Genomic DNA, 24513 nt, shown 5'->3' with positions numbered 1-24513 from the left:
ACCTGAATTGTTTGATCAGGAAATAGAGCGTCACTTCGCCGACCGCAAGCCCTCCGGATCGGAGAAGCTGGCTGTCACATTCAGGCGTGAGAGGAGCCCGGCGAGATCGTCTAGGCCATCGAAGTCTTCGACCGAGGTGAAGGGCACGGGCTCGTCGAGGGCGGTGATATCGAGGATATAATGGCCAGAGGGACGCGGAAAATCAGTGACGAACTGGGTGAGGACGGCTTTGGTTTCAGCCGAAAGTTGGGCTTCGGGCATGGCGGCGATGGTTGATATGATGGCCTGCTGGCCGGCGGCAATCGCCGGGCGCGGGTCCTGGTCATAGGGCAGCGTGCCGACAAACATCGGTGCGATATAGGCTGTGAACAGGCCGCTATTGTCGAAGTCGATGGTCAGCGACTCGAATTCCGCACCCTCAAAGGCCTCGATATTGCCAACCTCGAGCGGCACGGCGGTCAGTCCGGTCAGCCGCCCCGACAGCGCCACGCGACCCAGGCGATGGGTGGAGAAGCTGGCATCGGCGATTTCGAGAATCCCGTCAGTGTCGTTCCAGGACATGGCCAGATGGATGTCGTAGGGCTCCTGCTGCATTTCGAGGATGTAGGCGGTGAGCGGGCTGTGCTCCATCTCCGGCGACAGGCGCATGCCCTTCATTGCAAGGTCGATGCTGGTGGGTCGCTGACCCTGGGCCAGTGATGCCATCAGGTCGGGGCCGGTCAGGGTGATGTCCTCGACGGAGAAACGGGTATAGGGGCCGAAATCGATGATGGTGCCGGAGAAGCGGCAGCCCTGGTCGATCGTCTCGATGGTGCTGTCGGGCGCGCGCTTGAGGAAGCCGGTGGTCTTGAACAAGGTCCGGCAATCAGGAATCGTCATGCCGAGTTCCTGCGCCGGGGCAGGGGCGGCAGCGAGAAGGACGAAGGTGAGGATGAGGGCGGGGCGCATGGAGGACTCCGGCGAGCGGCAAGGATTTTGTAGTATTGTCAAAAGCATATGACGAGCAAGCCGGGCGGCAATGGGGCTGGTGTCACCGGGACACAATCGTGATTGCTGTCGTTGGCTGGCATGGCGTAGCAGCGTCGATGCAGGCGAAGGAGGGCTTCATGGCGCCAGGCGATATGATGCCGGTGGTATTGGGCGTGACATTGCCGTCGGCGGCGACCTGGCTCTTTATCTTCATCGGCCTCTATGCCCTGCATACCGCCGTATCGCTGATTTTCTGGTCCTACTGGAACGGCCTGGGCGATGCGCAACATGCCGATCCGTCTATGCGGGACAAGATGAACCTAGCGGCGCGGCCGAGCATATTGGGGTCACGCATGCGGCCGGCGGCCGAGCGGCTGGCAGAACCGGCCCGGACGACGGCGCTGCGCTGGTGCGACAGGCTCGATATCAGCTTCTGGGTTTTGACTGCGGCCGCGATCCTGATCGTGGGCAGCTATTACCTGCTGCTGCCATCGGCCTAGACGGCTAGACCCAGCATGCGGTCCTGCGCCCGGCGCAGGGCGAAGAGGCGGGTTGAGGTGTCGGGCTGGCTATTGGTCGTGGTCAGAAGCTCGCCCTTCTTGACTGGCGCGGTGACCTTGCCGCCTTCGAGCAGGCCGACGGGTACGGCCTGCTGGGCGCGGCTATCCGCGATGGTCATGGTGTAGGAGCGGTAGCAGGTTTCCCCGATCGCATCGAAAGTCTCGCCGGGCATGAGGTCGCGCTTGGCGACGGCGCAGACTTCGGCGACCGGATTGGGCAGCGGCACCATGTCGGGCTTGCCGTAGAGCATGATGCGGGCGCAGGTCAGCGGCACTTCGAGGCTGGTCAGGTGGTAGGGGCGGAAGAAGCTGTAATAAGGGCCGTGGCCGATATGGAGGTCATCCATGCGCTCGATGATGCGGGGATGTTCGGCCTTGACGATGACGAAGACGCCTGGGGCGACGCCCTTGCCGACGGTGAAATCAACGACGCCCATCTTGTTGAGGATGCCACCATCGGATTTGGGGATCAGCACCTTGGCCATGTCGTCGCGGTCCGCCTTGGGACCGTGCATGCCGGGCACGTCGGGGACGAGGCCGGTGGCATTGGCGATGGCGCACATTTCCACCATGGTCTTACTGCCATCGACGAACTCGACCAGCATGCGCGGGTTCATGTTCCGGCGGGTGGCTTCCTCGCGATAGTCGTCCGGTACTGCATCATGCTTGAGCGGATTGTTCTTGCCCTTGCCGGCGGCGACGATGGGCAGGCCGAGGGCCGAGACGAACTCGATCAGTTCCATGCAGGAGCTGGGCTCGTCGCCGGCGCCGACCGAATAGACGACGCCGAGGCGGTCGGCCTGGGCCTTGAGATAGGGCCCGATGGTGACGTCGGCTTCGACATTCATCATCACCACATGCTTGCCATGCTCCATGGCGGTGAGGTCGTAATCGGCGGCGACGCCGGGCTTGCCTGTCGCGTCGATGACGACGTCGATATTGTCCGTGGTGACCAGGGTTTCGGCCGAGGTGATGGCGATCTTGCCGGCTTCGATGGCAGCCAGCGCCTGGGCCGGGCTATCGGCGACCCGGCCTTTGCTGTCCTCGCCATAGGCGATGGTCATGGCGTCGAGCGCGGTATGGGGGCGGCGGGTGGCGATGGCGGCCATTTCGATGCCACTCATCAGCGACATCTGGGTCACGAGATCGGTGCCCATTTCACCCGAGCCGATGACGCCGACGCGGATCGGCTTGCCGGTTTCTGCACGGGCGGCAAGGTCGCGGGCGAGGCCGGTGAGGGCGATCTGGGTGGTCATGGGCAAGGTCCGGCTCAACATCGGTGCTTGGGGTTACCTCTGCCCCGGCACGCAAGCAAGCAAAAGTGCGGACTGCCAGTCGGGACTGCCATTCGGGCATAGCCCTCATGGCCTTAAACATTGAAATCGCTCCACCGGAGCGATTTCCCCCCAATGGGGGCCATGTTTAAGCTTCTTAAACCGTTCCCGTGGAAACTGCTTAGCGGAGAAGACTCCGGGGGCAATTACTCGTCATGGTCAGCAAAGCCAAGAAATCCGTCGCTTTGCCTGCGATCGTCGATCTGGATTCTCTTGACGGGATCCGGGATGGGCTGGTCGATGCGATCGAAGAGGGGCCCGTGACTGTTTCGGCGGGCGATGTCGAGCGCGTTTCGACCAATGCGTTGTTCATGCTGATCAGCGCTGCCGAGACCGCCCGGAAGAACCAATTCGATTTTGCAATTGAACAGCCGAGCGCAGCCTTGATGGCCGCGATCGAGCGACTGGGCCTGGGCGCCCAGTTTTCAGGGATGATCAGAGGATGACGACTTTGCGGGTTCTGACGGTGGACGATTCCAGGACCATCCTTGCCATGCTGCACCACACCCTCAGCAATGCAGGGTTTGAGGTGCTTCAGGCCGAAGATGGCAAGCAGGGGCTCGATGTGCTGCGCAACGAGGCGGTCGACGTTGTCATCACCGACATCAACATGCCGGTCATGGACGGCATCGAGTTCATCAAGAATGTGCGGGCCACGGGCAACCACCAGAGCCTGCCGATCCTGATCCTCACCACCGAGACCAGCCAGGACAAGCGTGACCAGGGCAAGGCCGCGGGCGGCACGGGCTGGATCGTCAAGCCGTTCGATCCGGAAAAGCTGATCAGCGTCATCCACCGCGTCGTGCACTAACCGATAGACCAAGCCCAGAAGGGTTGGATGAGCCGCAGATGAGTGATCTCGACGACTTCAAGGCCACCTATTTCGACGAATGCTCCGAGCTTCTGACTGAGCTCGAAGAGCAGTTTGCGGCCATCGAGGCGGGCGAACGCGATGCGGACCGGCTCAATGCGGTGTTCCGCGCCATCCATTCGATCAAGGGTGGTGCGGGCGCGTTCGGCTTTTCGGCGCTGGTGGGCTTTGCCCATGCCTATGAAACGCTGCTGGACTATGTGCGCGATGGTCGCATCGAACTCAGCGACGACGTGGTGGTGCTGTGCATCCGCGCCAACGATATCGTGGCCGACCATGTGAAAGCGGCGCAGACCGGGGAAGCGCTGCCGGCCGAGTATGGCATGGACGAAAAAGCGCGATTCGACGCGCTGGCGCGCGGCGAGTCGATCGCCGATGACGATGACATGAGCGGCGAACATGTCGAGGAATTCGACATCGAGTTCACCCCGGTCATGGTCAATCTCGACGCGATGTACGACGACGAGGCTGCGGCCGACGATGCGTTCGACATCGCGCCGATGCAGCTCGACGCCGGCCATTGGGAAATCCGCTTCACGCCGCATCGGGCGCTCTATGCCAGGGCCAATGATCCGCTGCTGCTGTTCCGCGAGCTCGCGGCGCTGGGTGAATTGCATGTGCGGCCGATCCTCGAAGAGATCCCGCCGCTCTCGGACTTCGAGCCCTTTGCGGTCTATTGCAGTTGGGAGATCACCATGGTCTCCGACAATGTGACCGAGACGATGATCCGCGAGGTCTTCGAATTCGTCGAAGGCGACTGCGATATTGCGATAGCTCAGCTCGGCGCCGCGCCGGCTGCGCCCGCCGCCATTCCTGCCACCACCATCGCTGCCCCGGTGCCACCCCCCGCATCTGCGGTTGCGCCCGAGGATGATCTGCTGGCGCTGGCCGATGACGAAGTTGCCCATCTGCTCGACTTCTCCGCTGAGCCGGCGGCACCCGCACCGACTGCGGCACCGGTCGTTGCCCAGGATGCTTTCGAGGAAGCACCCTCGCTGAGCTTTGCCGAGCTGGCCGATACGATCATGCCGGCGGCGCCGGCCGCCAAAGCGGCGCCAGTCAAGCTGGCCGCTGCAGCCGCTGCTCCCGCCGAGGGCGAGGAGAATGGCAATCGCAGTGTCGGTGTCCAGTCGATCCGCGTCGATCTCGACAAGGTCGATCGCGTCGTCAACATGGTGGGCGAACTGGTGATCACCCAGTCGATGCTGACCCAGCAGATGGATGAGACGCTGCGGGCGCGTTACACCGAACTGGTGCGCGGTCTCGAAGTGCTCGCGCAGACGACACGCGGGCTGCAGGATTCGGTGATGGCGATCCGCGCCCAGCCGGTGAAATCGGTGTTCAGCCGCATGCCGCGCCTGGTGCGCGAGCTGGCGACCAAGACCTCAAAGAAGATCAAGCTTGAGACGATCGGTGAAAACACCGAAATCGACAAGACCATCATCGAGCAGCTTTCCGATCCGCTGACCCAAATGATCCGCAACTCGGCCGACCACGGCATCGAGACGCCGGACAAGCGGCTGGCGCGCGGCAAATCCGAGACCGGCACGATCCGCCTCTCGGCCGAACAGGCTGGCGGCAATATCCTCATCATCGTCGAGGACGATGGCGGCGGCATCAACCGCGAACGCGTGCTCCAGGTGGCGCGCGACAAGGGCATCGTGGCGCCGGACGCGCAGCCGACCGACGAGCAGATCGACCAGTTGATCTTCGCCCCCGGTTTTTCGACGGCGGAGGCGCTCAGCGACATTTCCGGCCGCGGCGTGGGCATGGACGTGGTGCTGTCCAACATCAAGAAGATCGGCGGCTCGGTGCATGTCCGCTCGTGGACGGGCAAGGGCTGCCGCATGACCTTGCGCCTGCCGCTGACGCTGGCCGTGCTCGACGTCATGCTGGTCAAGGTTGGCGAGTCGCCGTATGTGGTGCCGCTGTCCTCGATCGTTGAGACCATCCAGTGCTCGCGCGCCAGCTTCGAGCGGGTGCCATCGGGCGGCCAGGTGCTGCAGGTACGGGGCGAGTATGTGCAGGTCATCGACCTGGCGCAGCGCTTCCAGATGACCGGCGAAGCCGAGCCCGAGAACCGGTTCGTGGTGCTGTGCGAGGCCGAGGGCAGCCACAAAGTGGCGTTGATCGTCGATGACATTATCGGCCAGCAGCAGGTGGTCATCAAATCGCTGGAAGAGAATTTCGAGCGCGTCGACGGCATTGCCGGCGGTACGATCCTGGGCGATGACAATGTCGCACTGATCGTGGACGTGCAGGGTCTCAAGACCAGTATCGTTCATAAGAATGCGGCCTAGCGGGTCGCGCAGAGAAGCAGCCTAGCGGCTGAGTAATGCGTAGCCGTCCAGAACGGGCGGCAGAAAGGCGAAGAAATGGAAGCGCTCGGTTTGCGCGACGACATGGGTGGCGACAAATCGGCGGCCGCCGCCCAGAATTCCCTGCAACTGATCGCGTTCTCGATCGGCGAGCAGACCTATGGTGTCGAGATCACCACGGTCCGCGAAATCCGCGCCTGGAACGGGGCGACGCCACTGCCCAATACGCGGGAATTCGTGCGCGGGGTGATCAACCTGCGCGGCACGATCGTGCCGATCTTCGATTTGCGCGCCCGCTTCGGCGACGGCCAGACCTCGCCCACCAAGAACCACGTCGTGGTGGTGATGAGCGTTGGCGACAAATGGGTCGGCATCCTGGTCGATGCGGTCAGCGACATCCTGACCGTCTCGCGCGACGACATCCACAATGTGCCGGAAGGCAATTCGATCGATACCGAATTGCTCAATGGCATCGTGACCCATGACAGCCGCATGGTTGGCCTGATCGATCTGCATGCCGTGGTCAGCGGCGCCAAGATGGACGGCTAGGCCGTTGCCACTTCGCTGAAGTTTGAGGGCGCTTCGGCGCCCTTTTGCTTGTTGGGACCTATCTGTTCCCACAGGTCGCCAAGCGCATCGATCAGCGGCATCAGCTTGAGGCCGATCTCGGTCAGGTCGTACTCGACCCGCAACGGATAACCGTCGAACACCGTGCGCTGCACGATGCCGGCGGTTTCGAGCTTGCGCAGTTCGAGGGTCAGCATGCGGTGCGAGACGGTGGGATTGTCGCGCTGCAGCTCGCTGAAGCGCTTGGTGCCGTCCTTGAGATAGTACATCAGCAGGGTCGGCCAGCGGCCGCCAAGCACCCGCATGACCTCCTCGATGGGGCACCTCGAAACCAAATCCTTCATTGCCCGCTCCGCTGGTGGTTACAAAAACATGCGTAATTTACTTAGGAGCGAGAGTACCTAAGTTCCAGTCTCGCTGCGCAGCGTGATCCCTAGAAATCACGGAGACTGAAATTGGAACCGATCCTTGTTTATGGCTTCCCGGCGGGAAGCTCGATGGGCCTTATCGCGGCCCTCGAATGGCTGGGCCAGCCCTATCGCCTCAGCCGCGTCGACATGCTGGGCGAGATGCGCGACCCCTCCTATGCCCGCATCAATGCCCGGCATGAAACGCCGGCCTTCGTCACTGAAGACGGCAAGATGCTCACCGAAACCATGGCGATCGCGGCCTGGATCGAGGCGCGCGACGCCGAGCACCGTGCCAGCTTCGCGCCCAAGTCGCCGGAAGCGGACCGCATGCATCAGCTGCTGGGTTTCATCAATACCGGCTTCACCGGCGCCTTCTCGCCGCTCTGGGCAGCGCTCGAAATGGAGACGCCTGATCCTGAATTGCAGGCATCGCTGCGCCGCTGGGGTCGGGAAAGCGTGATCGAGCGGCATGACAAGCTCGAAGCCATGATCGGCGAGACGCCGTTTCTGGTCAGTGACCGCCCGACGCTGGCCGACGGCGTGCTGATCGGGGTTGCCCGCTGGCTTGAGTATCACGAGGTTGCCGAGCCAGGGCGCTGGCCCAGGCTCGAAGCGGTGCGACGCCGGATAGAAGCCGACAAGGCGGTGATATTCGCTACTGCGATCGAGAATGGGGAGACCCCAACTGGATCCGGAGCGTTTCTGGGTCATGTGCCACTGGCCGAGGTGATCGACCGGTTCGGCGCGTAATCTGGGGCGCCTTCGGGCGCCCCATCTGCGTCAGGCGGGCAGCCGCACCAGCATCTTGCCGACATTGTTCCCGGAGAACAGGCCAAGAAAGGCGGGGACAGCGTTGTCGAGGCCGTCGACGATGGTTTCGCGGGATTTGACCTGGCCCGCCTCGATCCATGTCGCCATGTCGCGGGCGAAATCCGACCAAAGATGCAGCTGGTTCGGGGTGATGAAACCGCTCAGAACGATGCTTTTCTTGACGGCCGTATAGATGTTGCGCGGGCCGCGTGCTTCCGAATTGTACTGCTCGATCATGCCGCAGAGCACGATGCGGGCAAAGTCATTGGCCACTTCGATGGCCGCTTCGAGGTGGGAACCGCCGACATTGTCGAAGTAGACATCGATCCCTTCGGGAGCGGCCGCCCGCAGGGCAGATGCAAGGTCGGTGGTCTCACGGTAATTGATAACCGCGTCGGCGCCGAGTTCGCGCAGCCAGTTCGCTTTCGCTTCGGAACCAACCGAAGCGACGACACGGGCGCCCTTGAGCTTGGCAATCTGGACGGCGACCGAGCCTACCGCGCCGCTGGCGGCGGAGACGAAGACGGTTTCTCCGGCCTGCGGCTTGCCGAATTGCAGCAGGCCGGCATAGGCGGCAAGGCCGGGGAAGCCGAGCGGGCCGAGATAGGTCTCGGCTGGAATACGGCTCGTATCGACCAGATTGGCACTGGCCGCATCGATGAGGGCGTAGTCGCGCCAGCCGGAAAAGTGCGTGACGGTGCTGCCGACTGGAAAGCGCTCGTCGCCGCTGGCAACCACGGTGCCGATGGAGGCGCCGTCCAGCGGGGCGTCGAGTTCGAAGGGCGCGATATAAGACGGTTCGTCGATCATGCGGCCGCGCATATAGGGGTCGACCGAGACGAAACTGTTGCGGACGATCAGCTGGCCGGCACCCGGTTGGGGGAGTGCGCGTTGAGTAGCGGTGAAGTCCGCGGCGGTCGGCAAGCCATGCGGGCGGCTTTTAAGATGGATTTCCCGTGCGACGATGGACATATATCTCTCCTGAGCACAGTGCTTTTCTGTGTTACTACCATCAGTAACTTACGTATGGTAACAATGACGGTCAAGCGTGACCGGGAAAGAATTGCAATGGCAGCGACGGCTGCACGAAAGCTACCCAAGGCCGACCGGCGAGAGCAATTGCTGGAGACGGCCCATCTCATCGCCCGCGAAGAGGGCACCGATGCGCTGACGCTCGGCCATCTGGCGCAGCGGGCCGGTGTCAGCAAGCCAATTGCCTATGAGCATTTCGTGAGCCGCTCGGGCCTGATGATCGCGCTTTACAAGCGAATCAACGATCGGCAGCTGGAGATATTGGCGGCAGCTCTGGCCTATACGCCGCAAAAGCTTGAGACGGTCGCGGAGGTGATGGGGCAGGCCTATATGTCGTGCTACACCGCTGTCGGACCGGAATGGCACGCCATCGCGGCTGCCCTGCGCGGCGATGCGCAAATGGACGCCTATCAGCAGGAGCTGATCGACGGCCACATCGATTTCTATGCTAAGGCTCTGGGCCCGATGTGCCAATTGAGCGAAACCGACCTGCGACGACGCTGTGTCGGCATTATCGGGGCGGCGGAAGCGATATCGCGAGACATGGTGCGCGGCCGGATCAGCAAGGACGCGGCGGCGGCAGACCTGACGTCACTGATCGTCGATTGGCTGCGTTAGAACAACTCGGCGTCGCCATGGCTCTGGTGGGCCGCAATGCCCGAAAGCGCGGGAACGCGCAATTCATCGAGCGTAAGGCTGGCCCAGATTTCTTCGTAGACGCTGTCGGGCGCCGTTGGCGGCAACAGGGCGAATTGCCGGACGGCAAGCGCCATATTGTGACAACGCTGTTCGATGCGATCCTGGCCCTGCAGGGCCGTCACGATCATCTGCACCGCCGTGTGTACGGAGGCGTCTTTGCTCAGCCGGCTTTCGGCCAGGATTTCCAGCGCTTCCGTGATGCCTTCTAGCATCGATGCCGTCTGGCGCGCCGTCTCATCGAGTTCTCTCGCGAGTTTCTGCAGTGACATTAAAGTCCGTCCCAACCCCGTTGCAGGCACCCTAGCCCAGTATTCCTAAAGCTCTTCTTGCTGAATTGCCTCGTGCGCATTCCCTCATTGGGTTTGGTTAGCGATTGGATAACGAGTTTTCCGCTACGATCGGTACAATTAGGCGCGTTTAGTTTTCGAGACGACAAATGGCACTGCCCAACTCCCTGCCGCCCGAATTCGATCGTGGGGTGGTGACGACCGTACACCAGGGCGACTGCCACGTGTCCAACGCCGCCGACCTCACCTACTCGACCGTTCTGGGGTCCTGCATCTCCGCCTGCGTCCGCGACCGCGTCGCCAATGTCGGCGGCATGAACCACTTCCTGCTCGCCGAACAGTCCGGCTCGGCCAAGGACCGGTATGGCGCTTCGGCGCGTTATGGCGCCTTCGCCATGGAACAGTTGATCAACAAGGTGCTGACGCAGGGTACGGGCCGGAAGGCCAATCTCGAGATCAAGGTTTTTGGCGGCGGCAAGATCAATTCGGTGCTCGACGACGTCGGGCTCAAGAATATCGAATTCGTGCGCCAGTTCCTGGCCGATGAAGGCTATGTCGCCACCAGTGAAGACCTGGGCGGCACCTATGCGCGCCGCGTGCTGTTCAAGCCGCATTCGGGGCGCGCCTTCGTCAAGCGGCTCGACAGCGATGCCGGCGCCAATGTGGCCCGCGAGGAAATCGCGATCGCCAAGCGCCGTATCGTGGTGCCGGCGCCGGTGGACGATATCGAATTGTTCTAGCCCGAGCGGCCGATACTCAATGCGCAAAGTCGAGTTGCGTGTTCTGGAGTGGGACAATTTCTTCACGGCACGGCAATGTTGATTAGCGAAGTCTTACGACGCAGCTGCCAATTATAGACTTGGTTAACCATTCCCGGCTTAGGGTAATTCCTATGTTGGACCTCTTGCTGATTTGCGGACTTGGCGCCCTATGCCCCAGATGCGGCTAGCGTTTATCGCCGCCGGTCTGTGGCTCTTCGCCTTCGTGCTGGCGGCCAGCCTGATGCCGGTGCTGGGCGGGGGGATAGGCTGGCTGGCGGTTGCTGGCGGCGTTGCCATACTGGCACTGGTCGGCACGTTCGCGGCGGCGCTGCTGCTGGGCCGGCAGGAACGGCAGACGCTGAGCGCGGTGGCACTGGCAGCGGGGCTCTGCGACCGGCCGGAGGAAACGCTCACCATTGCCGGTGTCGTGTCGCGGCTGGGCAAGCGGCTGGAGCGAGCCCATCATTTCAAAAGCGCCATTGCGGCCATGCATCAGCCGGCCGTCATTGTCGACGACAAGGGGGTGATCCTGGCCGCCAGCGCGGGGGTGACCAAGCTTTCGCCGGCCAGCGTCGAGGGGGCGACGCTCGATGCGCTGTTCGGCGCGGGTTATCTCGCGGCTGGGGGCGGTGCGCCCGAGGAAACCATGGTGATGCTGGGCAGCGCGCGGTTCGAAGCCAGGCGCCTCACCATCGCGGCCAACCGCTACCTGCTCGAGCTGGTGCCTGCCGGCAGCTATATCGAGGACGACGATCTCGACGCCTTCGCCGGCGCGCTGGCAGGTGGTCAGACCGGCTTCCGTTTCGAGGCCGATATTGCAGCGATCAATCCGGCGCTGGCGGCGCTGAATGGCGGCCTCGCCGAGCTCGATGCCGGCCTGCGCCAGCTCGAAGGCGTGGCCGCCGGCAGCGGGGAATTGCCCGATGCGCTGCACGGGCCGCTGGGCGGTCTGGCGCGACGGCTCAATGATTTTTCGCAGGCACTGGCCGAGCAACTCGCCGACGAGCAGGATCTGCGGAGCAAGCTCGAGGATCGCCTTGCGGCGGTGGGGCGGCTGGTCGAGGGGTTCGAGGGGCGCATGGCGCGGATGGGCACGCTCACTGCGGAGAATCGTGGTGACATCGGCATGACGGGCCGGGCTTTCGCCGATGGAACCGGCCGGTTGCGGCAGGCTCTCGCCATAGGACGGGATGCGCAAATCCTGGCGGGGGAGGCCGACCTGGCGGCGCGGCGCACCAATGCGGTGGTGAGCGAGGTCGACCAGATGACGCGCGAGGTCGACCAAATGGTGCAGGCCATCGAGGATGTTTCGTTCCGCACCAACCTCCTGGCGCTCAATGCCGCCGTCGAGGCGGCGCGGGCCGGGGAGAAGGGCGCGGGCTTTGCCGTCGTGGCCGACGAGGTGCGCCAGCTGGCGCAGTTGACCAATCGATCGGCCCGGGACATCCGCGCCGTCGTCAGCAGGGGCCGCAGTCAGGCCGAGACCGGCGCCGCGGAAGCAAAGTCTCTGCAAAAAATGATTGCAGAACTGGACGCGCATTTACGCAATCTAAGTAATGAAAACGACAGTATTGTCGCGACACTGAGCGAAGGTGATCTGGCGCTGAAGCGCCTCACTGGGCGGATGGCGTCATTTAGCGACGCCGCCGAGACGGCTATCCGTCCCGAACGGCGCGCTAACGCCTAAACGACAGGCCCAGGACGGGCCTTCGGGGCAATTGGGGTGCGCGGCATGGAACAGGGAGAAATCTCCCTCAGCGAACGCGAGTTTTCGCGGATCAAGAACCGGGTCTATCAGGTTGCCGGGATTGCGCTCAGCGATGCCAAGCGAACACTGGTGATATCCCGGCTCAGCAAGATCCTGCGGGCGCTCGAGATTCCGAGTTTTGACGCCTATGTCGATTTCCTCGAACGCTCGGGCTCAGCCGAGGACAGCCAGGATTTTGTCAACGCGCTGACCACCAATCTCACGCGGTTCTATCGCGAAGACCATCACTTCGAGCATCTGGTCGGCGGGCTGCTCGACCGGGCAGGAACCCTATACTATCGGCATGGACCTGCTGGGCGCATTTCCCGAGCTCAAGCGCTGGGACTTCAAGATCCTCGCCACCGATATCGATACCGCCGTGATCGCCAAGGCGGCACGCGGCGTTTATCCGGAAAACGAGCTTTCGGGCCTCAGCAGCGAGCGGGCGCGACCATTCGTGCGACCGGGTGATGGCACTATCCGCATACCCGAAGCGGTGCGGGAGCTGGTGTCGTTCAAGCCGCTCAACCTCATCGGCCCTTGGCCGATGAAGGGGCCGTTCGACGCCATCTTCTGCCGCAATGTGGCGATCTATTTCGACAAGGCGACGCAAGGCGAAATGTTCGGCCGCTTCAGCAAGCTGCTGGCGCCGGAAGCCTTCCTCTATATCGGGCACTCGGAGAACCTGGGCTCGGGCGGCGAAGGGTTCCGCCTGGTGGGCAAGACCATCTATCAATGCAGACAGAAACTGAACAAACGAGAAGCGGCATGAGCATCAAGGTCCTGGTCGTCGACGATTCGGCGCTGATCCGCGAGGTGCTGACCCGCATGCTGACGCGGGACGGCGATATCACCGTGGTGGCGACTGCCACCGATCCCATCGATGCGCGCGAGAAGATCAAGGCGCTCAACCCCGATGTGGTGACGCTGGATATCGAAATGCCCAATATGAACGGGTTGCAATTCCTCGACAAACTCATGCGCCTCAGGCCAACGCCGGTGGTTATGGTCTCGACGCTGACCAAGAAGGGCGCCAGCGAGACGCTGCTGGCGCTCGAACTGGGCGCGGTGGATTTCGTGGCCAAGCCGAGTGCCGAGTTCGAAGGCGGCATCGAGGCGTTCGGCGCGGGACTGCGTGACAAGATCCGCGCCGCCGCCAAATCGGATGTGCGCGGGCGTTCGGCAAACCGGGCCGAGGCGCCCAAGGTCGCGATCAAGACCGCAGCGGCGCCGGAAGGCTCGCTCATCGCCATTGGCGCATCGACCGGCGGCGTGGAAGCCATCCGCGCCGTGCTGACCCAGATACCCGCCGATTGCCCGCCGATCGTGATCGCCCAGCACATGCCGCCGGGTTTTACCGGCCGTTTCGCGGCGCGCCTCGACGAATTGTGCACCATCAAGGTGGTCGAAGCGGAAGACCGCATGCCGCTGCTGGCCGGGCACGCCTATGTGGCGCGCGGCGATTATCACCTGCGGGTGGAGCGCTCGTCGGGTCAGCTCAAGTGCCGCCTCGCGCATGACGAACTGGAATCGGGTCACCGGCCCAGCGTCGACGTGCTGTTTGAATCGGTCGCCAAAGTGGTCGGGCCGATGGCGGTCGGGGCGATCCTGACCGGCATGGGCCGGGACGGGGCGCGCGGCCTCAAGATGATGCGCGACGCGGGCGCCCATACGGTGGGCCAGAGCCAGGCTTCGGCGCTGGTCTATGGCATGCCGCGCGTGGCCTTCGAAGAGGGCGCAGTGGTCGAGCAGGCGCCGGTCGAGGCCATTGCGGGGCGGCTCGCCCAGGCGCTGGTACGGCTCAAATCGGCAGCTTAAGCGGGCTCCGGCACAATGCCCGGGTCCCGATTGAGAGATTTGTAACGCTTCTTGCCTAGTGTTTGCTCGAATGCGGGGTACCTAACCCCGGACACCAAGAAGGTGAACCAAAACATGCCTAAAGCCAGCGCAGTGAGCGTCCTCATCGTCGATGACCAGCAGTCGATGCGCGGCATATGCAAGTACATCCTGACCCAGCTCGGCTTCAAGGACATCATCGAAGCAAAGAGCGGGCGCGATGCTCTGGGCAAGCTCGAAAAGAGCAATGTCGACCTGATCATTTCCGATTGGAACATGGAAGACATCGACGGGCTGACCTTGCTCAAGGTGATCCGCAAGCACCCGCGCACCCAGGCCATGCCGTTCATCATGGCGACGGGCCGCTCCGACAAGGAGCAGGTCAAGGAAGCCATTTCGTTTGGCGTCAACAACTACATCATCAAGCCCTTCGATGCTTCTACGATGAAGAAGCGCATCGAGGCGGTGATCGGCGCACTCAGCTAAACTCGCCTAATATGTTCGAAACGGAAGGCCATCCGCCACGGGTGGCCTTTTGCTTTTAGGGCCACCGCACCCATCATATGTCTGCGTAAGGAGTGGTTAATCGCCAATCTGTATCGTTTGCACTGTTCGGCTTGCGCCGGCGATTTGGGGGGATGACTGCTGCACGCCGCGCCGGCAACGGCCCGGCATTTTCATGCCATCGGGAGATGGGCGTGCAAGGCCGCGGCGGTCAGGGAAAGCTGGAGCATTCGATGAGATTCCTGCCGCAGTTGAAGATTGCCCAGAAGCTGCCGCTGGCGCTGGTGGGCTCCGCCCTGCTGGTCAGCGCCGGCGTTGGCATTGCGAGCTACCTGATCGGTTCGGCAACGGTCGACCAATTGTCGCGGCGGCAGATCGAAACCATCGCCACCCAGACCTCGGCCGAGCTTGCCGCCTATCTGGATGGCGTGGCCAAGGATTTGACCATCACGGCGGCAACGGAGTCGACGCAGACCATCCTGCGCGATCTCAACATCAACTGGGGTCAGTTCCTTACGGGCTCGCTGGCAACCGATCCGGTGGCGGCGCTGCAAACGGCCTACATCACCAACAACCCGGACCAGGCCAATCGCGAACTGCTCGATGTGTCGACTGCCGAGAAGCGGACGAACTACGATTTCACTCATTCCAAGATGCATCCGGCCTTCCGGCGGCAATTGCAGGCGCGCGGCTATGCCGACCTGATGGTGCTGAGCCCCATTGGCGATCTGATCTATTCGGTCAAGAAGCGTGACGACCTGGCGACCAATTTTGCCGCTGGCGGCGTTGGCGCCGACACCGGTCTGGGCCAGGCGTTCCAGGCTGCGGCGGCCCTGACCGAGGGCGGTCAGGTCGCATTCCAGGATTTTTCGGCCTATGGCCCGGCGGGCGGGCTGCCGGAAGGCTTCATGGCGACCCCGGTCTTCGACAACCGGGCCAAGCTGGTGGGGGTTCTGGCCGCCGCGATTTCGACCGCCCCGGTCAACGCAATCATGAGCAAGAGCGAAGGTTTGGGCGAAACCGGCGAGAGCTTCTTTGTTGGTCCCGATTTCCTGATGCGCTCGGATTCGCGGTTCTCCGAGACCGATGACTCGCTGGTCACGACCTTCCAGAACCCGGTGGTCGAGGCGGCGCTTGCCGGCACCGAGGCTGTCGGCCTCTCGTCCGACTATCGCGGCATGGATATGATACTGACAGCGCAGCCGCTGAGCTTTGGCGGGGCCAACTGGGCAGTGGTGACCGCGGTCGGCGAAGCGGAAGCCTATGCCCCGATCACCGATATGCGCAACATGATGTTGGCCATTGGCGGGGGTCTTTTGGCCATTGCCGCGATCCTCGGTTACTTCTTTGCACGCTCCGTCAGCCGCCCGATCAGCCGCCTCACCTCCACTATGGAAGCGCTGGCCGACGGCGATCTGGATGTCGAGGTGCGAGGCGCTGACGGCAAGGACGAACTGGGCGCCATGGCCCGCGCCGTGGAAGTGTTCCGCGAAAACGGTCTCAAGGTTGCGCAGATGACCGAGGCCGAGGCCGCCCAGATCATCCGCAGCCAGGCCGAACGCGCCGCGATGATGCAGGAACTGCAGCGCGCCTTCGGCGCCGTGGTCGACGCCGCCATAGCCGGCGATTTCAGCCGGCGCGTCGAGGCCGAATTCCCCGATGACGAACTCAATACGCTGGCGCGCTCGGTCAACAATCTGGTGGCGACGGTGGATCGCGGGGTTGCCGAAACCGGCACTGTACTCGCCTCGCTGGCCGATACCGACCTGACCAAGCGCATGGAAGGCAATTATCAGGGCGCTTTCGCCAAGCTCAAGGCCGACACCAATGCGGTGGCCGAGAAGCTCACCGACATTGTCGGGCAGCTCAAGGATACCTCGCGCACGCTCAAGACTGCGACCGGGGAAATCCTCTCGGGCGCCAACGACCTCAGCGAACGCACGACAAAGCAGGCAGCCACGATCGAGGAAACCTCGGCGGCGATGGAACAATTGGCATCGACCGTGCTGCACAATGCCGAGCGGGCCAAGGAAGCCAGCACGGTAGCGTCGGGCGTTACCAAGACCGCCGAAGAGGGTGGGCAGGTGATGAACCAGGCGACCGAGGCGATGGAGCGGATCACGCAGTCGTCGGGCAAGATCTCCAATATCATCGGGCTCATCGACGATATCGCCTTCCAGACCAATCTTCTGGCCCTCAACGCCTCGGTAGAGGCGGCGCGGGCTGGCGATGCCGGCAAGGGTTTTGCGGTGGTGGCGGTGGAAGTGCGTCGTCTGGCGCAATCGGCGGCGAGCGCGTCGGCTGATGTCAAAGTGCTGATCGAGCAATCGGCCAATGAAGTTCGGGGCGGCTCCAAGCTGGTCTCCGATGCGGCTGCCAAACTTGAATCCATGCTAAGCGCGGCGCGCTCGTCCAACGAGTTGATGAACGGTATCGCCAAAGAGAGCCGTGAGCAGGCGTCATCGATCGATGAGGTCAACACGGCTGTCCGTACCATGGACGAAATGACCCAGCACAATGCGGCGCTGGTGGAAGAGATCAATGCGGCCATCGAGCAGACCGAGGCGCAGGCGACCGAGCTTGACCGCATCGTCGATATCTTTTCGATCGCGGAGGCAGGGTCCGGCCGGCAGCATGGAGTTCGGACCGAGCAGCCGGCGACGCTGGTCGAGCGCGCCCGCAACCTGCCGGGCAAGCTCACGACAGCGGCAAAGTCCTATCTCAGCCACGGCAATGCCGCCATCGATCGGGATTGGAACGAATTCTAGGCGCGGATAGTCGGGCGCCAGCCCTCAATCTGTCGGTCGAAATGTAAATGATCGCGTCCGTGTTGATGAATTTGGTGCCCGTTTTCAGTGTTTGGGCTGCTCACTGAAAATGATGGATAGTTAAGTCGTTGTAATACTTATTTAAATGGCAGTGTTTAGCCTCCTTGCACCGATCTCGCGCAGGTGCTGGGGGGCCTCGCCATGTTCAAATCCGTTTCTGCTCTTTTTGGCCGTCTCAGCCTGCGGTTCATGATCTCCGCGCTGGTCATCGTGGCGATCGTGACATCGATCAGCGTCGTGGCGAGCGCGATCTACATCAGCATGCGCTCGGCGGTGATCGAGCAGGGCCGCGAACAGCAAGCGGGCAATATGAAGACCGCGGCGACGATCTTCGCCAGTGCGACCAACGGCAAGGGCGGCACGGTCGTCAATTGGGGCGAGGACGGCCAGCTCGGCCAGATATCGCTGTGGGCGCTGCTGCCATTCTTCGACACCGAACTGGTCGATGGCATCCGCCGGGTCACCGACGCCGAAACGGCGATCTACATCGCCGACAAGGACACCAAGGAATTGGTGGTCAACACGACGACGCTGGTGAAAGCGGACGGCAGCAGCGACAAGGGCAGCGTGCTCGACCCGGCTGGTCCGGTCATTGCCGCGCTCAGTGCGGGTGAGGCCTATTTTGCCGAGCAGAGCATTGAGGGCGAGCGCTACTTCACCGCCTACCATCCCATCATTCGGGAAGACGGCGCATTGGCCGGCGCTTTGTTCGTCGGCGAGAAGGTCGCGGCGATCGAGGGCACGCTTGGCGACATGATGGTGCTGATGCTGGTGACGGCCCTGGTGGTTACCGGCGTCCTGGGGGTGGTCGGCTACATACTGTCGCTGATGATCACGCGGCCGATCCCCCGGCTGGCCGGCGCCATGGAGGCGATCGCCGAGAGCCACTACGATACCGAGGTGCCCTACACGGAACGCGGCAACGAAGTGGGGGCCATGGCCCGCGCCATCGAGGTGTTCCGCGACAACGGCTTGCGCGTCAGCCAGATGACCGAGGCCGAGGCGGCGCGGATCGTGGCCGATCAGGAAAACCGGCAGAAGATGATGACCGAGCTGCAAAGCGCGTTCGGTGTCGTTGTCGACGCGGCGGTGGCCGGCGACTTCACGCGTCAGGTGACGGTGGAGTTTCCAGACCCCGAGCTCAATGGGCTTGCCTCAAGCGTCAACAACCTGGTTTCGACCTTCAATCGCGGGGTCAGCGAAATCGGTACGGTGCTGGACGCCCTGGCGCATACCGACCTCAGCCTGCGCATGGAGGGCGACTATGAGGGCGCTTTCGCCCAGCTCAAGAGCAATACCAATGCCGTTGCCGACAAGCTGACCGAGGTCGTGGGTCAATTGCGCCAGACTTCTGGAACGCTCAAGACCGCGACCGGGGAAATTCTCTCGGGCGCCAATGACCTCAGCGAACGCACAACCAAGCAGGCGGCGACGATCGAGGAGACGTCGGCGGCGATGGAGCAGCTGGCGACCACGGTGATGCAGAATGCCAAGCGGGCCGGCGAAGCCAGCACTGTGGCATCTGAGGTGACGCGCGCGGCCGAAGAGGGCGGGCAGGTGATGCACCAGGCCACTGAGGCTATGGAGCGCATCACCCAGTCGTCGGGCAAGATTTCCAACATTATCGGACTGATCGACGATATCGCCTTCCAGACCAATCTCTTGGCCTTGAACGCGTCGGTGGAAGCCGCTCGCGCTGGCGACGCCGGCAAGGGCTTCGCCGTGGTGGCGGTGGAAGTGCGGCGCCTGGCGCAGTCAGCCGCCAATGCATCGAGCGAGGTCAAGGTGCTGATCGAGCAGTCGGCCAATGAGGTCAAGGGCGGCTCGCGGCTGGTATCGGATGCCGCCACCAAGCTTGAATCCATGCTGGGCGCGGTGCGGTCGTCCAACGAGCTGATGAGCGGCATTGCCAAGGAAAGCCGCGAGCAGGCCGGGGCGATCGAAGAGGTCAACACCGCCGTCCGCACCATGGACGAGATGACCCAGCACAATGCGGCCCTGGTCGAGGAGATCAATGCCGCCATCGAGCAGACCGAGGCGCAGGCCATTGAGCTCGATCGTATCGTAGATGTCTTCGTGGTCGGGCAGGCGGGGCCCAGCGCAAGACCAGCCCAGGCCACACCGCCCGCTGGGGCGCGGGGACTACAGGACAAGCTCAGGACGGTCGCCAAGTCTTATCTGAGCCACGGCAATGCCGCCATCGACCGGGATTGGAACGAATTCTAGTCACAGGCCCCGCGAATTCGGCCGCCAATCCTGTTGGCGGCCGCGTGGACAACGATAGATTAACGGCTGTGCCGTAATTTCCCTCATCACAGGTCCACAAGACGTGCGTCGGATTTGGCGCGTCGGATGCCTCGGGGGGAAATACATCCATGCGCAAGTTCTTTGGCAACATCAAGATGACCACGGCCATTGCGGCTCTGGTGCTGGTGGCCATTATCGGTTCGATCGCGGCGGTGTCCGCCACGATCTATATGAGCCTTTATTCGCAATCGATCGCCGAGAGCCGCGTCGAACAGAGCGCCAATCTGGGGGTTGCCGCCACCATCCTGGAGCGGCGCATTTCGGGTTCGGTACTGAACTGGACGCCGGAGGGCACGATGGATGCCTTCCAGAGCTGGGCCATCCCCCCGTTCTACGACACCGAAGTGATCGACTCGGTTACCCGCGTCACCAAGCAGGACGCATCGATCTACGTGCTCGATAGCGCGACGCAGAACCTGGTCGGCAAGACCACCAGCCTGGCCGGTCCCGACGGTACGCGGTTGGCCGATCTGGTGCTCGATGCGTCGAGCCCGGCTTACGCGCCGTTGATGGCAGGCGAGCAATATATCGGCACCCTGCCGCTCAACGGCACCACGTATTTCGGCGCGCTGCAGCCGGTGGAAAAGATGAGTGGCGAAGTCATGGGTGCCATTTTCGTGGGTACGCCCATGGCGGCGGTTGAAGCCTCGGCCAATGGCGTGCTGGGCCTCATCGCCATGGTCGGGGGCGCGGTCACCATCGCGCTGGGGCTGCTCGGGCTGCTGCTGTCGCGCGGGATCACCAAGCCTATTCCGAAGCTGGCCGTTTCGATGGACGCGATTGCCGAGGGCAATTACGAGGCCGAGGTGCCTTATACGGACCTCGGCAATGAAGTGGGCGCCATGGCGCGCGCGGTGGAAATATTCCGCCAGAACGGACTGCGCGTCAGCCAGATGACTGAGGCGGAAGCGGCCCGCATCATCGCCGACCAGGAAAACCGCCAGAAGATGATGACCGAGCTGCAGGGCGCGTTTGGCGTCGTGGTCGACGCGGCGGTGGCCGGTGACTTCAGCAAGCAGGTTACGGTCGAGTTCCCCGATCCGGAACTCAATGGCCTGGCTGCCAGCGTCAACAATCTGGTTTCGACCTTCAATCGCGGCGTCACCGAAATCGGTCATGTGCTGGGCGCCATGGCCAATACGGATCTGACCGAGCGCATGGAGGGCGATTATGAGGGCGCCTTCGCGACGCTCAAGAGCGACGTCAATGCGGTGGCCGACAAGCTGACCGAAGTGGTTGGCCAGCTGCGCCACACGTCGGGGTCGCTGAAGACGGCAACCGGGGAAATCCTCTCGGGCGCCAACGACCTTTCCGAGCGCACCACCAAGCAGGCGGCGACCATCGAGGAAACGTCAGCTGCCATGGAACAGCTCGCCAATACGGTGATGCAGAATGCCAAGCGCGCCGAGGATGCCAGCACCAATGCGGCGCAGGTGACGCGCACCGCCGAAGAAGGCGGCAAGGTCATGGATGCGGCAACGGCCGCCATGGAGCGGATCACCAATTCCTCGTCCAAGATCTCCAACATTATCGGCATGATCGACGACATTGCCTTCCAGACCAATCTTCTGGCCCTCAACGCCTCGGTGGAAGCCGCGCGTGCCGGTGATGCCGGCAAGGGGTTTGCCGTCGTCGCGGTGGAAGTGCGGCGCCTGGCGCAGTCGGCGGCGCAGGCCTCGTCCGAGGTGAAAGCCCTGATCGAGCAATCGGCCGGGGAAGTGAACTCGGGCTCCAAGCTGGTCGGCGAGGCCGCCGGCAAGCTCAAGGCGATGCTCGATGCGGCGCGCGGCAACAATGAGCTGCTGGGGTCGATCGCCAATGACAGCCGCGAGCAGGCCGCGGCCATCGAAGAGGTCAAGACCGCCGTCCAGACCATGGACGAGATGACCCAGCACAATGCGGCCCTGGTGGAAGAGACCAATGCCGCGATCGAGCAGACCGAGGCGCAGGCGACCGAGCTGGACCGCATTGTGGAAGTGTTCCAGATCGGCGGCCGTCAGGCCGAGGCACCGGTGCGCGAGCGCAATGTCGGGGGCGCTCGTGGCCTCCAGCAACGTCTGGCATCGGCTTCGGCCAATCTCACCACACATGGCAACGCGGCAGTTGCTCCCGACTGGAACGAATTCTAGCCCATAGGCGCTCCGACGATGTTTACGCGTTCTCTGTCTATCAAGGTTGCGCTGCTCAGTGGCGTAGCGCTGGCGATTACCTTTGCCATCGGCATCGTGCTGCTGGTGTTGCAGGTCAGCCGGACCATCGAAGCGCAAACCCAGGCGCTGCAAACCGCGGCGACGCAGTCGGTGGCCCGCGAGGTCGAGGCAAGCCTCACTGCCGCCTCCAGCGTAGCCTATGACCTGGCGGGTGTGCTTGAAGCGCTCAAGGCCTCGGGCGTGAGCGATCGAGCGACTTATGACGCGGTGCTGCGGGGCGCGCTAGAGCGCAACACGGAACTGCTCGGCACCTGGTCGGGTTGGGAGCCCAATGCGCTCGACGGCAAGGATGCGCAATTCGTCAATACGACGGGCACGGACGCCTCGGGGCGTTATGTGCCGTACTGGAACCGCGGCAGTGGCTCGGTCGCGGTGGAAGCGCTCCTCGATTATGATGACCAGACAGCCGGTGCCTATTACCAGGTGCCCAAGGCACTCGATCGGCTGGCGGCTATCGAGCCCTACAATTACAGTGTCGGCGGCGTTGATACGCTGATCATGTCGTTCGGCGCCCCGATCAAGGCGGGCGGGACCTATCTCGGTACTGCCGGCGTCGATCTGTCACTGGCCGACCTCGGTGCGCGCCTAGCCGCTATCAAGCCGCTCGGTACCGGCAATGTCGCGGTGGTCACCGCATCCGGCATCGTCGTTGCGCATCCCGATGCGGCGCTGCTCGGCAAGCCGCTTGATGCGGCCGATCCACTGGCCAATCTCGTGGCGAATGCGCTGACGGCTGGCTCGGCCGAGGCCGGTAGTGCCGATGGCAGCGGCGTAGCGATGAACAATATCGCCCAGCCGATCACGGTGGGCACGGCATCGGACCAGTGGGTGGTGATTTCGAGCGTGCCCGAGGCCACGCTGGCGGCGACGGTCAACGAAGTTCGGCTGACCATTGCGGGTCTGGCTGCGCTCTGCGTGCTGGTGGCTTGCGCCATCCTGTTCATGCTGCTGCGCGGCATGCTCGGCAAGCCGCTGGGTGCGCTGACGGCGACGGTCGAGACCGTTGCCGGCGGCAATCATGATGTCGAGGTGCCCGGCACCACGCGTGCCGATGAGATCGGCAAGCTGGCGCGTGCCGTCGAGATCTTCCGCGACAACGGCGCCAAGATGAGCCAGATGACCGAGGAAGAGCGGGCCGCCTCGGTGCGGCGCCGGGTCGAGCGCACCGACATGATGGTCGCATTGCAGGCGGCCTTCGGCGAAGTGGTGGATGCGGCGATCGCCGGCGACTTCTCCAAGCGCGTACATGCCCAGTTCCCCGACCAGGAGCTCAACTCGCTGGCGGGCAGCGTCAACAGCCTGGTCGAAACCGTGGATCGCGGCATTGGCGAAACCGGCGTGGTGCTGGGCGCCTTGGCCGATACCGACCTGACCAAGCGTATGCTGGGCGATTACCAGGGCGCTTTTGCCCGCCTCAAGAGCGATACCAATGCGGTGAGCGAGAAGCTGACCGAAGTGGTTGGCGGCGCCAAGCAGATCTCGGGCGCGCTGAAGCAGGCCACCGGCGAAATCCTGTCGGGCATGAACGATCTCAGCGAACGGACCACGCGGCAGGCGGCGACGATCGAGGAAACCACGGCGGCCATGGAGCAATTGGCGTCCACGGTGGCGGACAATGCCCGCATGGCGGAAGACGCCAACGGTATGGCGCAGAAGGTCTCGGCTACGGCGGCGCAAAGCGGTGTCACCATGGGTGACGCCAATGCGGCGATGGAACGCATCACGTCGAGTTCGTCCAAGATTTCCAACATTATCGGCATGATCGACGACATTGCCTTCCAGACCAATTTGCTGGCGCTCAATGCGTCGGTGGAAGCGGCGCGCGCCGGCGATGCCGGTAAGGGCTTTGCGGTGGTGGCGGTGGAAGTGCGGCGCCTGGCGCAATCGGCGGCCAGCGCCTCGTCCGACATCAAGGCGCTCATCGAGCAATCGGCGAGCGAGGTCAAAGGTGGCAGCAAGCTGGTCTCCAACGCCGCCGAGCAGCTGGCCGCCATGCTGTCCGCCATCAACGAGAATGCCGAATTGATGCAGTCGATCGCCCGAGCCAGCCGCGAGCAGGCCGCCGCTATCGACGAGGTGACGGTCGCCGTGCGGGCGCTCGATGAGATGACCCAGCACAATGCCGCGCTGGTGGAAGAAACCAACGCGGCGATCGAGCAGACCGAGGCGCAGGCCAGCGAGCTCGACCGCGTGGTGGATGTGTTCACGATAGACAGCGCCACCGCCAGGTCGGCGAGACCGGTGCGGGCGACGACACAAGCGCGCGGTGTGGTCGACAAGGTGCGCTCCGCCGCCCGCTCCTATCTCAGCGAGGGCAATGCCGCCATCGCCAAGGACTGGTCCGAGTTCTAGGCGCATCTCCGAGTTGAAGCAGCAAGGGCGCCGATTGGGCGCCCTTCGCGTTTTTGGGCTTCGGAGGCCGGCGTGGTTTACCGCGCCTTAATGCCGAACTGCGATTATCTA

The 24513-nt window shown here is 63.2% G+C and carries 21 protein-coding genes and 1 pseudogene; 17 read left to right on the top strand and 5 right to left on the bottom strand.

Annotation, left to right across the window (positions count from 1 at the left end; translation table 11 throughout):
- Positions 1–30: 30 nt before the first annotated feature.
- Positions 31–948 (bottom strand): hypothetical protein, encoded by a 918-nt coding sequence (locus MF606_RS19655; protein WP_240231018.1) that lies wholly within the window; start codon positions 946–948, stop codon positions 31–33.
- Positions 949–1046: 98 nt separating this feature from the next.
- Here MF606_RS19655 and MF606_RS19650 point away from each other — a divergent pair, with 98 nt between their 5' ends.
- Positions 1047–1469 (top strand): hypothetical protein, encoded by a 423-nt coding sequence (locus MF606_RS19650; RefSeq protein ID WP_240231017.1) that lies wholly within the window; start codon positions 1047–1049, stop codon positions 1467–1469.
- Here MF606_RS19650 and MF606_RS19645 read toward each other — a convergent pair.
- Positions 1466–2785 carry an NAD(P)H-dependent oxidoreductase gene (locus tag MF606_RS19645; RefSeq protein WP_240231016.1) on the bottom strand — a complete coding sequence of 440 codons (1320 nt, stop codon included), beginning with the start codon at positions 2783–2785 and terminating at the stop codon, positions 1466–1468. The genes MF606_RS19650 and MF606_RS19645 overlap by 4 nt on opposite strands.
- 233 nt (positions 2786–3018) lie before the next feature.
- Between MF606_RS19645 and MF606_RS19640 the strand changes: the two genes are divergently transcribed.
- The 4 genes from MF606_RS19640 to MF606_RS19625 all read left to right on the top strand — a co-directional run bounded on the left by MF606_RS19640 (position 3019) and on the right by MF606_RS19625 (position 6601).
- On the top strand, positions 3019–3309 hold the full coding sequence (locus MF606_RS19640; RefSeq protein WP_240231015.1) for an STAS domain-containing protein: 291 nt from the start codon (positions 3019–3021) through the stop codon (positions 3307–3309).
- Positions 3306–3674, top strand: a complete 369-nt coding sequence (locus tag MF606_RS19635) for a response regulator (RefSeq protein WP_240231014.1) — start codon at positions 3306–3308, stop codon at positions 3672–3674. Before MF606_RS19640 ends, MF606_RS19635 begins: the two co-directional genes overlap by 4 nt.
- 38 nt (positions 3675–3712) lie before the next feature.
- Positions 3713–6034, top strand: a complete 2322-nt coding sequence (locus MF606_RS19630; RefSeq protein WP_240231013.1) for a chemotaxis protein CheA — start codon at positions 3713–3715, stop codon at positions 6032–6034.
- A gap of 75 nt (positions 6035–6109) precedes the next feature.
- Entirely contained in the window at positions 6110–6601 is a 492-nt protein-coding gene (locus MF606_RS19625) for a chemotaxis protein CheW (protein WP_240231012.1), read from the top strand.
- Here MF606_RS19625 and MF606_RS19620 read toward each other — a convergent pair.
- On the bottom strand, positions 6598–6963 hold the full coding sequence (locus MF606_RS19620) for a winged helix-turn-helix transcriptional regulator (protein ID WP_240231011.1): 366 nt from the start codon (positions 6961–6963) through the stop codon (positions 6598–6600). The two genes, MF606_RS19625 and MF606_RS19620, sit on opposite strands and share 4 nt — an antisense overlap.
- A gap of 111 nt (positions 6964–7074) precedes the next feature.
- On the opposite strand from MF606_RS19620, the gene MF606_RS19615 reads away from it, so the two are divergent.
- On the top strand, positions 7075–7779 hold the full coding sequence (locus MF606_RS19615) for a glutathione S-transferase family protein (RefSeq protein WP_240231010.1): 705 nt from the start codon (positions 7075–7077) through the stop codon (positions 7777–7779).
- Positions 7780–7809: 30 nt separating this feature from the next.
- Here the strand turns inward: MF606_RS19615 and MF606_RS19610 are convergent, their stop codons facing one another.
- Positions 7810–8811, bottom strand: a complete 1002-nt coding sequence (locus MF606_RS19610; protein WP_240231009.1) for an NADP-dependent oxidoreductase — start codon at positions 8809–8811, stop codon at positions 7810–7812.
- Between the two features lie 96 nt (positions 8812–8907).
- On the opposite strand from MF606_RS19610, the gene MF606_RS19605 reads away from it, so the two are divergent.
- Positions 8908–9489, top strand: coding sequence for a TetR/AcrR family transcriptional regulator (locus MF606_RS19605; RefSeq protein WP_240231008.1), 582 nt, complete (start codon positions 8908–8910; stop codon positions 9487–9489).
- Here the strand turns inward: MF606_RS19605 and MF606_RS19600 are convergent.
- On the bottom strand, positions 9486–9839 hold the full coding sequence (locus MF606_RS19600) for a hypothetical protein (RefSeq protein ID WP_240231007.1): 354 nt from the start codon (positions 9837–9839) through the stop codon (positions 9486–9488). The two genes, MF606_RS19605 and MF606_RS19600, sit on opposite strands and share 4 nt — an antisense overlap.
- A 167-nt stretch (positions 9840–10006) precedes the next feature.
- Here MF606_RS19600 and MF606_RS19595 point away from each other — a divergent pair, with 167 nt between their 5' ends.
- The 10 genes and pseudogenes from MF606_RS19595 to MF606_RS19555 all read left to right on the top strand — a co-directional run bounded on the left by MF606_RS19595 (position 10007) and on the right by MF606_RS19555 (position 24402).
- Positions 10007–10597 carry a chemotaxis protein CheD gene (locus MF606_RS19595; RefSeq protein WP_240231006.1) on the top strand — a complete coding sequence of 197 codons (591 nt, stop codon included), beginning with the start codon at positions 10007–10009 and terminating at the stop codon, positions 10595–10597.
- A gap of 190 nt (positions 10598–10787) precedes the next feature.
- On the top strand, positions 10788–12305 hold the full coding sequence (locus tag MF606_RS19590; protein WP_240231005.1) for a methyl-accepting chemotaxis protein: 1518 nt from the start codon (positions 10788–10790) through the stop codon (positions 12303–12305).
- A gap of 45 nt (positions 12306–12350) precedes the next feature.
- Positions 12351–12473: pseudogene (locus MF606_RS21730) on the top strand (hypothetical protein); the annotation flags it as partial.
- Between the two features lie 196 nt (positions 12474–12669).
- The gene (locus MF606_RS19585) at positions 12670–13137 is read left to right on the top strand and encodes a CheR family methyltransferase (RefSeq protein ID WP_240231004.1); all 468 of its coding nucleotides are present in this window, start codon (positions 12670–12672) and stop codon (positions 13135–13137) included.
- Positions 13134–14183, top strand: coding sequence for a protein-glutamate methylesterase/protein-glutamine glutaminase (locus MF606_RS19580; RefSeq protein ID WP_240231003.1), 1050 nt, complete (start codon positions 13134–13136; stop codon positions 14181–14183). Before MF606_RS19585 ends, MF606_RS19580 begins: the two co-directional genes overlap by 4 nt.
- 114 nt (positions 14184–14297) lie before the next feature.
- Positions 14298–14687 carry a response regulator gene (locus MF606_RS19575; protein WP_056233086.1) on the top strand — a complete coding sequence of 130 codons (390 nt, stop codon included), beginning with the start codon at positions 14298–14300 and terminating at the stop codon, positions 14685–14687.
- Between the two features lie 251 nt (positions 14688–14938).
- The gene (locus tag MF606_RS19570; RefSeq protein ID WP_240231002.1) at positions 14939–17473 is read left to right on the top strand and encodes a methyl-accepting chemotaxis protein; all 2535 of its coding nucleotides are present in this window, start codon (positions 14939–14941) and stop codon (positions 17471–17473) included.
- Positions 17474–17674: 201 nt separating this feature from the next.
- Positions 17675–19759: a methyl-accepting chemotaxis protein gene (locus tag MF606_RS19565; RefSeq protein WP_240231001.1), complete on the top strand. Its 2085-nt coding sequence runs from the start codon at positions 17675–17677 to the stop codon at positions 19757–19759.
- A gap of 149 nt (positions 19760–19908) precedes the next feature.
- Positions 19909–21969 (top strand): methyl-accepting chemotaxis protein, encoded by a 2061-nt coding sequence (locus tag MF606_RS19560; RefSeq protein WP_240231000.1) that lies wholly within the window; start codon positions 19909–19911, stop codon positions 21967–21969.
- Between the two features lie 18 nt (positions 21970–21987).
- Entirely contained in the window at positions 21988–24402 is a 2415-nt protein-coding gene (locus MF606_RS19555; RefSeq protein WP_240230999.1) for a methyl-accepting chemotaxis protein, read from the top strand.
- Positions 24403–24513 lie beyond the last annotated feature (111 nt).

Source organism: Devosia lacusdianchii, from assembly GCF_022429625.1.
Lineage (GTDB): Bacteria > Pseudomonadota > Alphaproteobacteria > Rhizobiales > Devosiaceae > Devosia > Devosia lacusdianchii.
This window is presented reverse-complemented; position numbering and strand designations above follow the sequence as displayed.

What these genes read in the sequence shown, in the direction of transcription:
- MF606_RS19655 (WP_240231018.1), bottom strand. Translation starts at nt 948, where the DNA reads ATGCGCCCCGCCCTCATCCTCACCTTCGTCCTTCTCGCTGCCGCCCCT.
- MF606_RS19645 (WP_240231016.1), bottom strand. Translation starts at nt 2,785, where the DNA reads ATGACCACCCAGATCGCCCTCACCGGCCTCGCCCGCGACCTTGCCGCC.
- MF606_RS19640 (WP_240231015.1), top strand. Translation starts at nt 3,019, where the DNA reads ATGGTCAGCAAAGCCAAGAAATCCGTCGCTTTGCCTGCGATCGTCGAT.
- MF606_RS19635 (WP_240231014.1), top strand. Translation starts at nt 3,306, where the DNA reads ATGACGACTTTGCGGGTTCTGACGGTGGACGATTCCAGGACCATCCTT.
- MF606_RS19630 (WP_240231013.1), top strand. Translation starts at nt 3,713, where the DNA reads ATGAGTGATCTCGACGACTTCAAGGCCACCTATTTCGACGAATGCTCC.
- MF606_RS19625 (WP_240231012.1), top strand. Translation starts at nt 6,110, where the DNA reads ATGGAAGCGCTCGGTTTGCGCGACGACATGGGTGGCGACAAATCGGCG.
- MF606_RS19620 (WP_240231011.1), bottom strand. Translation starts at nt 6,963, where the DNA reads ATGAAGGATTTGGTTTCGAGGTGCCCCATCGAGGAGGTCATGCGGGTG.
- MF606_RS19610 (WP_240231009.1), bottom strand. Translation starts at nt 8,811, where the DNA reads ATGTCCATCGTCGCACGGGAAATCCATCTTAAAAGCCGCCCGCATGGC.
- MF606_RS19605 (WP_240231008.1), top strand. Translation starts at nt 8,908, where the DNA reads ATGGCAGCGACGGCTGCACGAAAGCTACCCAAGGCCGACCGGCGAGAG.
- MF606_RS19600 (WP_240231007.1), bottom strand. Translation starts at nt 9,839, where the DNA reads ATGTCACTGCAGAAACTCGCGAGAGAACTCGATGAGACGGCGCGCCAG.
- MF606_RS19595 (WP_240231006.1), top strand. Translation starts at nt 10,007, where the DNA reads ATGGCACTGCCCAACTCCCTGCCGCCCGAATTCGATCGTGGGGTGGTG.
- MF606_RS19590 (WP_240231005.1), top strand. Translation starts at nt 10,788, where the DNA reads ATGCCCCAGATGCGGCTAGCGTTTATCGCCGCCGGTCTGTGGCTCTTC.
- MF606_RS19585 (WP_240231004.1), top strand. Translation starts at nt 12,670, where the DNA reads ATGGACCTGCTGGGCGCATTTCCCGAGCTCAAGCGCTGGGACTTCAAG.
- MF606_RS19580 (WP_240231003.1), top strand. Translation starts at nt 13,134, where the DNA reads ATGAGCATCAAGGTCCTGGTCGTCGACGATTCGGCGCTGATCCGCGAG.
- MF606_RS19575 (WP_056233086.1), top strand. Translation starts at nt 14,298, where the DNA reads ATGCCTAAAGCCAGCGCAGTGAGCGTCCTCATCGTCGATGACCAGCAG.
- MF606_RS19570 (WP_240231002.1), top strand. Translation starts at nt 14,939, where the DNA reads ATGAGATTCCTGCCGCAGTTGAAGATTGCCCAGAAGCTGCCGCTGGCG.
- MF606_RS19565 (WP_240231001.1), top strand. Translation starts at nt 17,675, where the DNA reads ATGTTCAAATCCGTTTCTGCTCTTTTTGGCCGTCTCAGCCTGCGGTTC.
- MF606_RS19560 (WP_240231000.1), top strand. Translation starts at nt 19,909, where the DNA reads ATGCGCAAGTTCTTTGGCAACATCAAGATGACCACGGCCATTGCGGCT.
- MF606_RS19555 (WP_240230999.1), top strand. Translation starts at nt 21,988, where the DNA reads ATGTTTACGCGTTCTCTGTCTATCAAGGTTGCGCTGCTCAGTGGCGTA.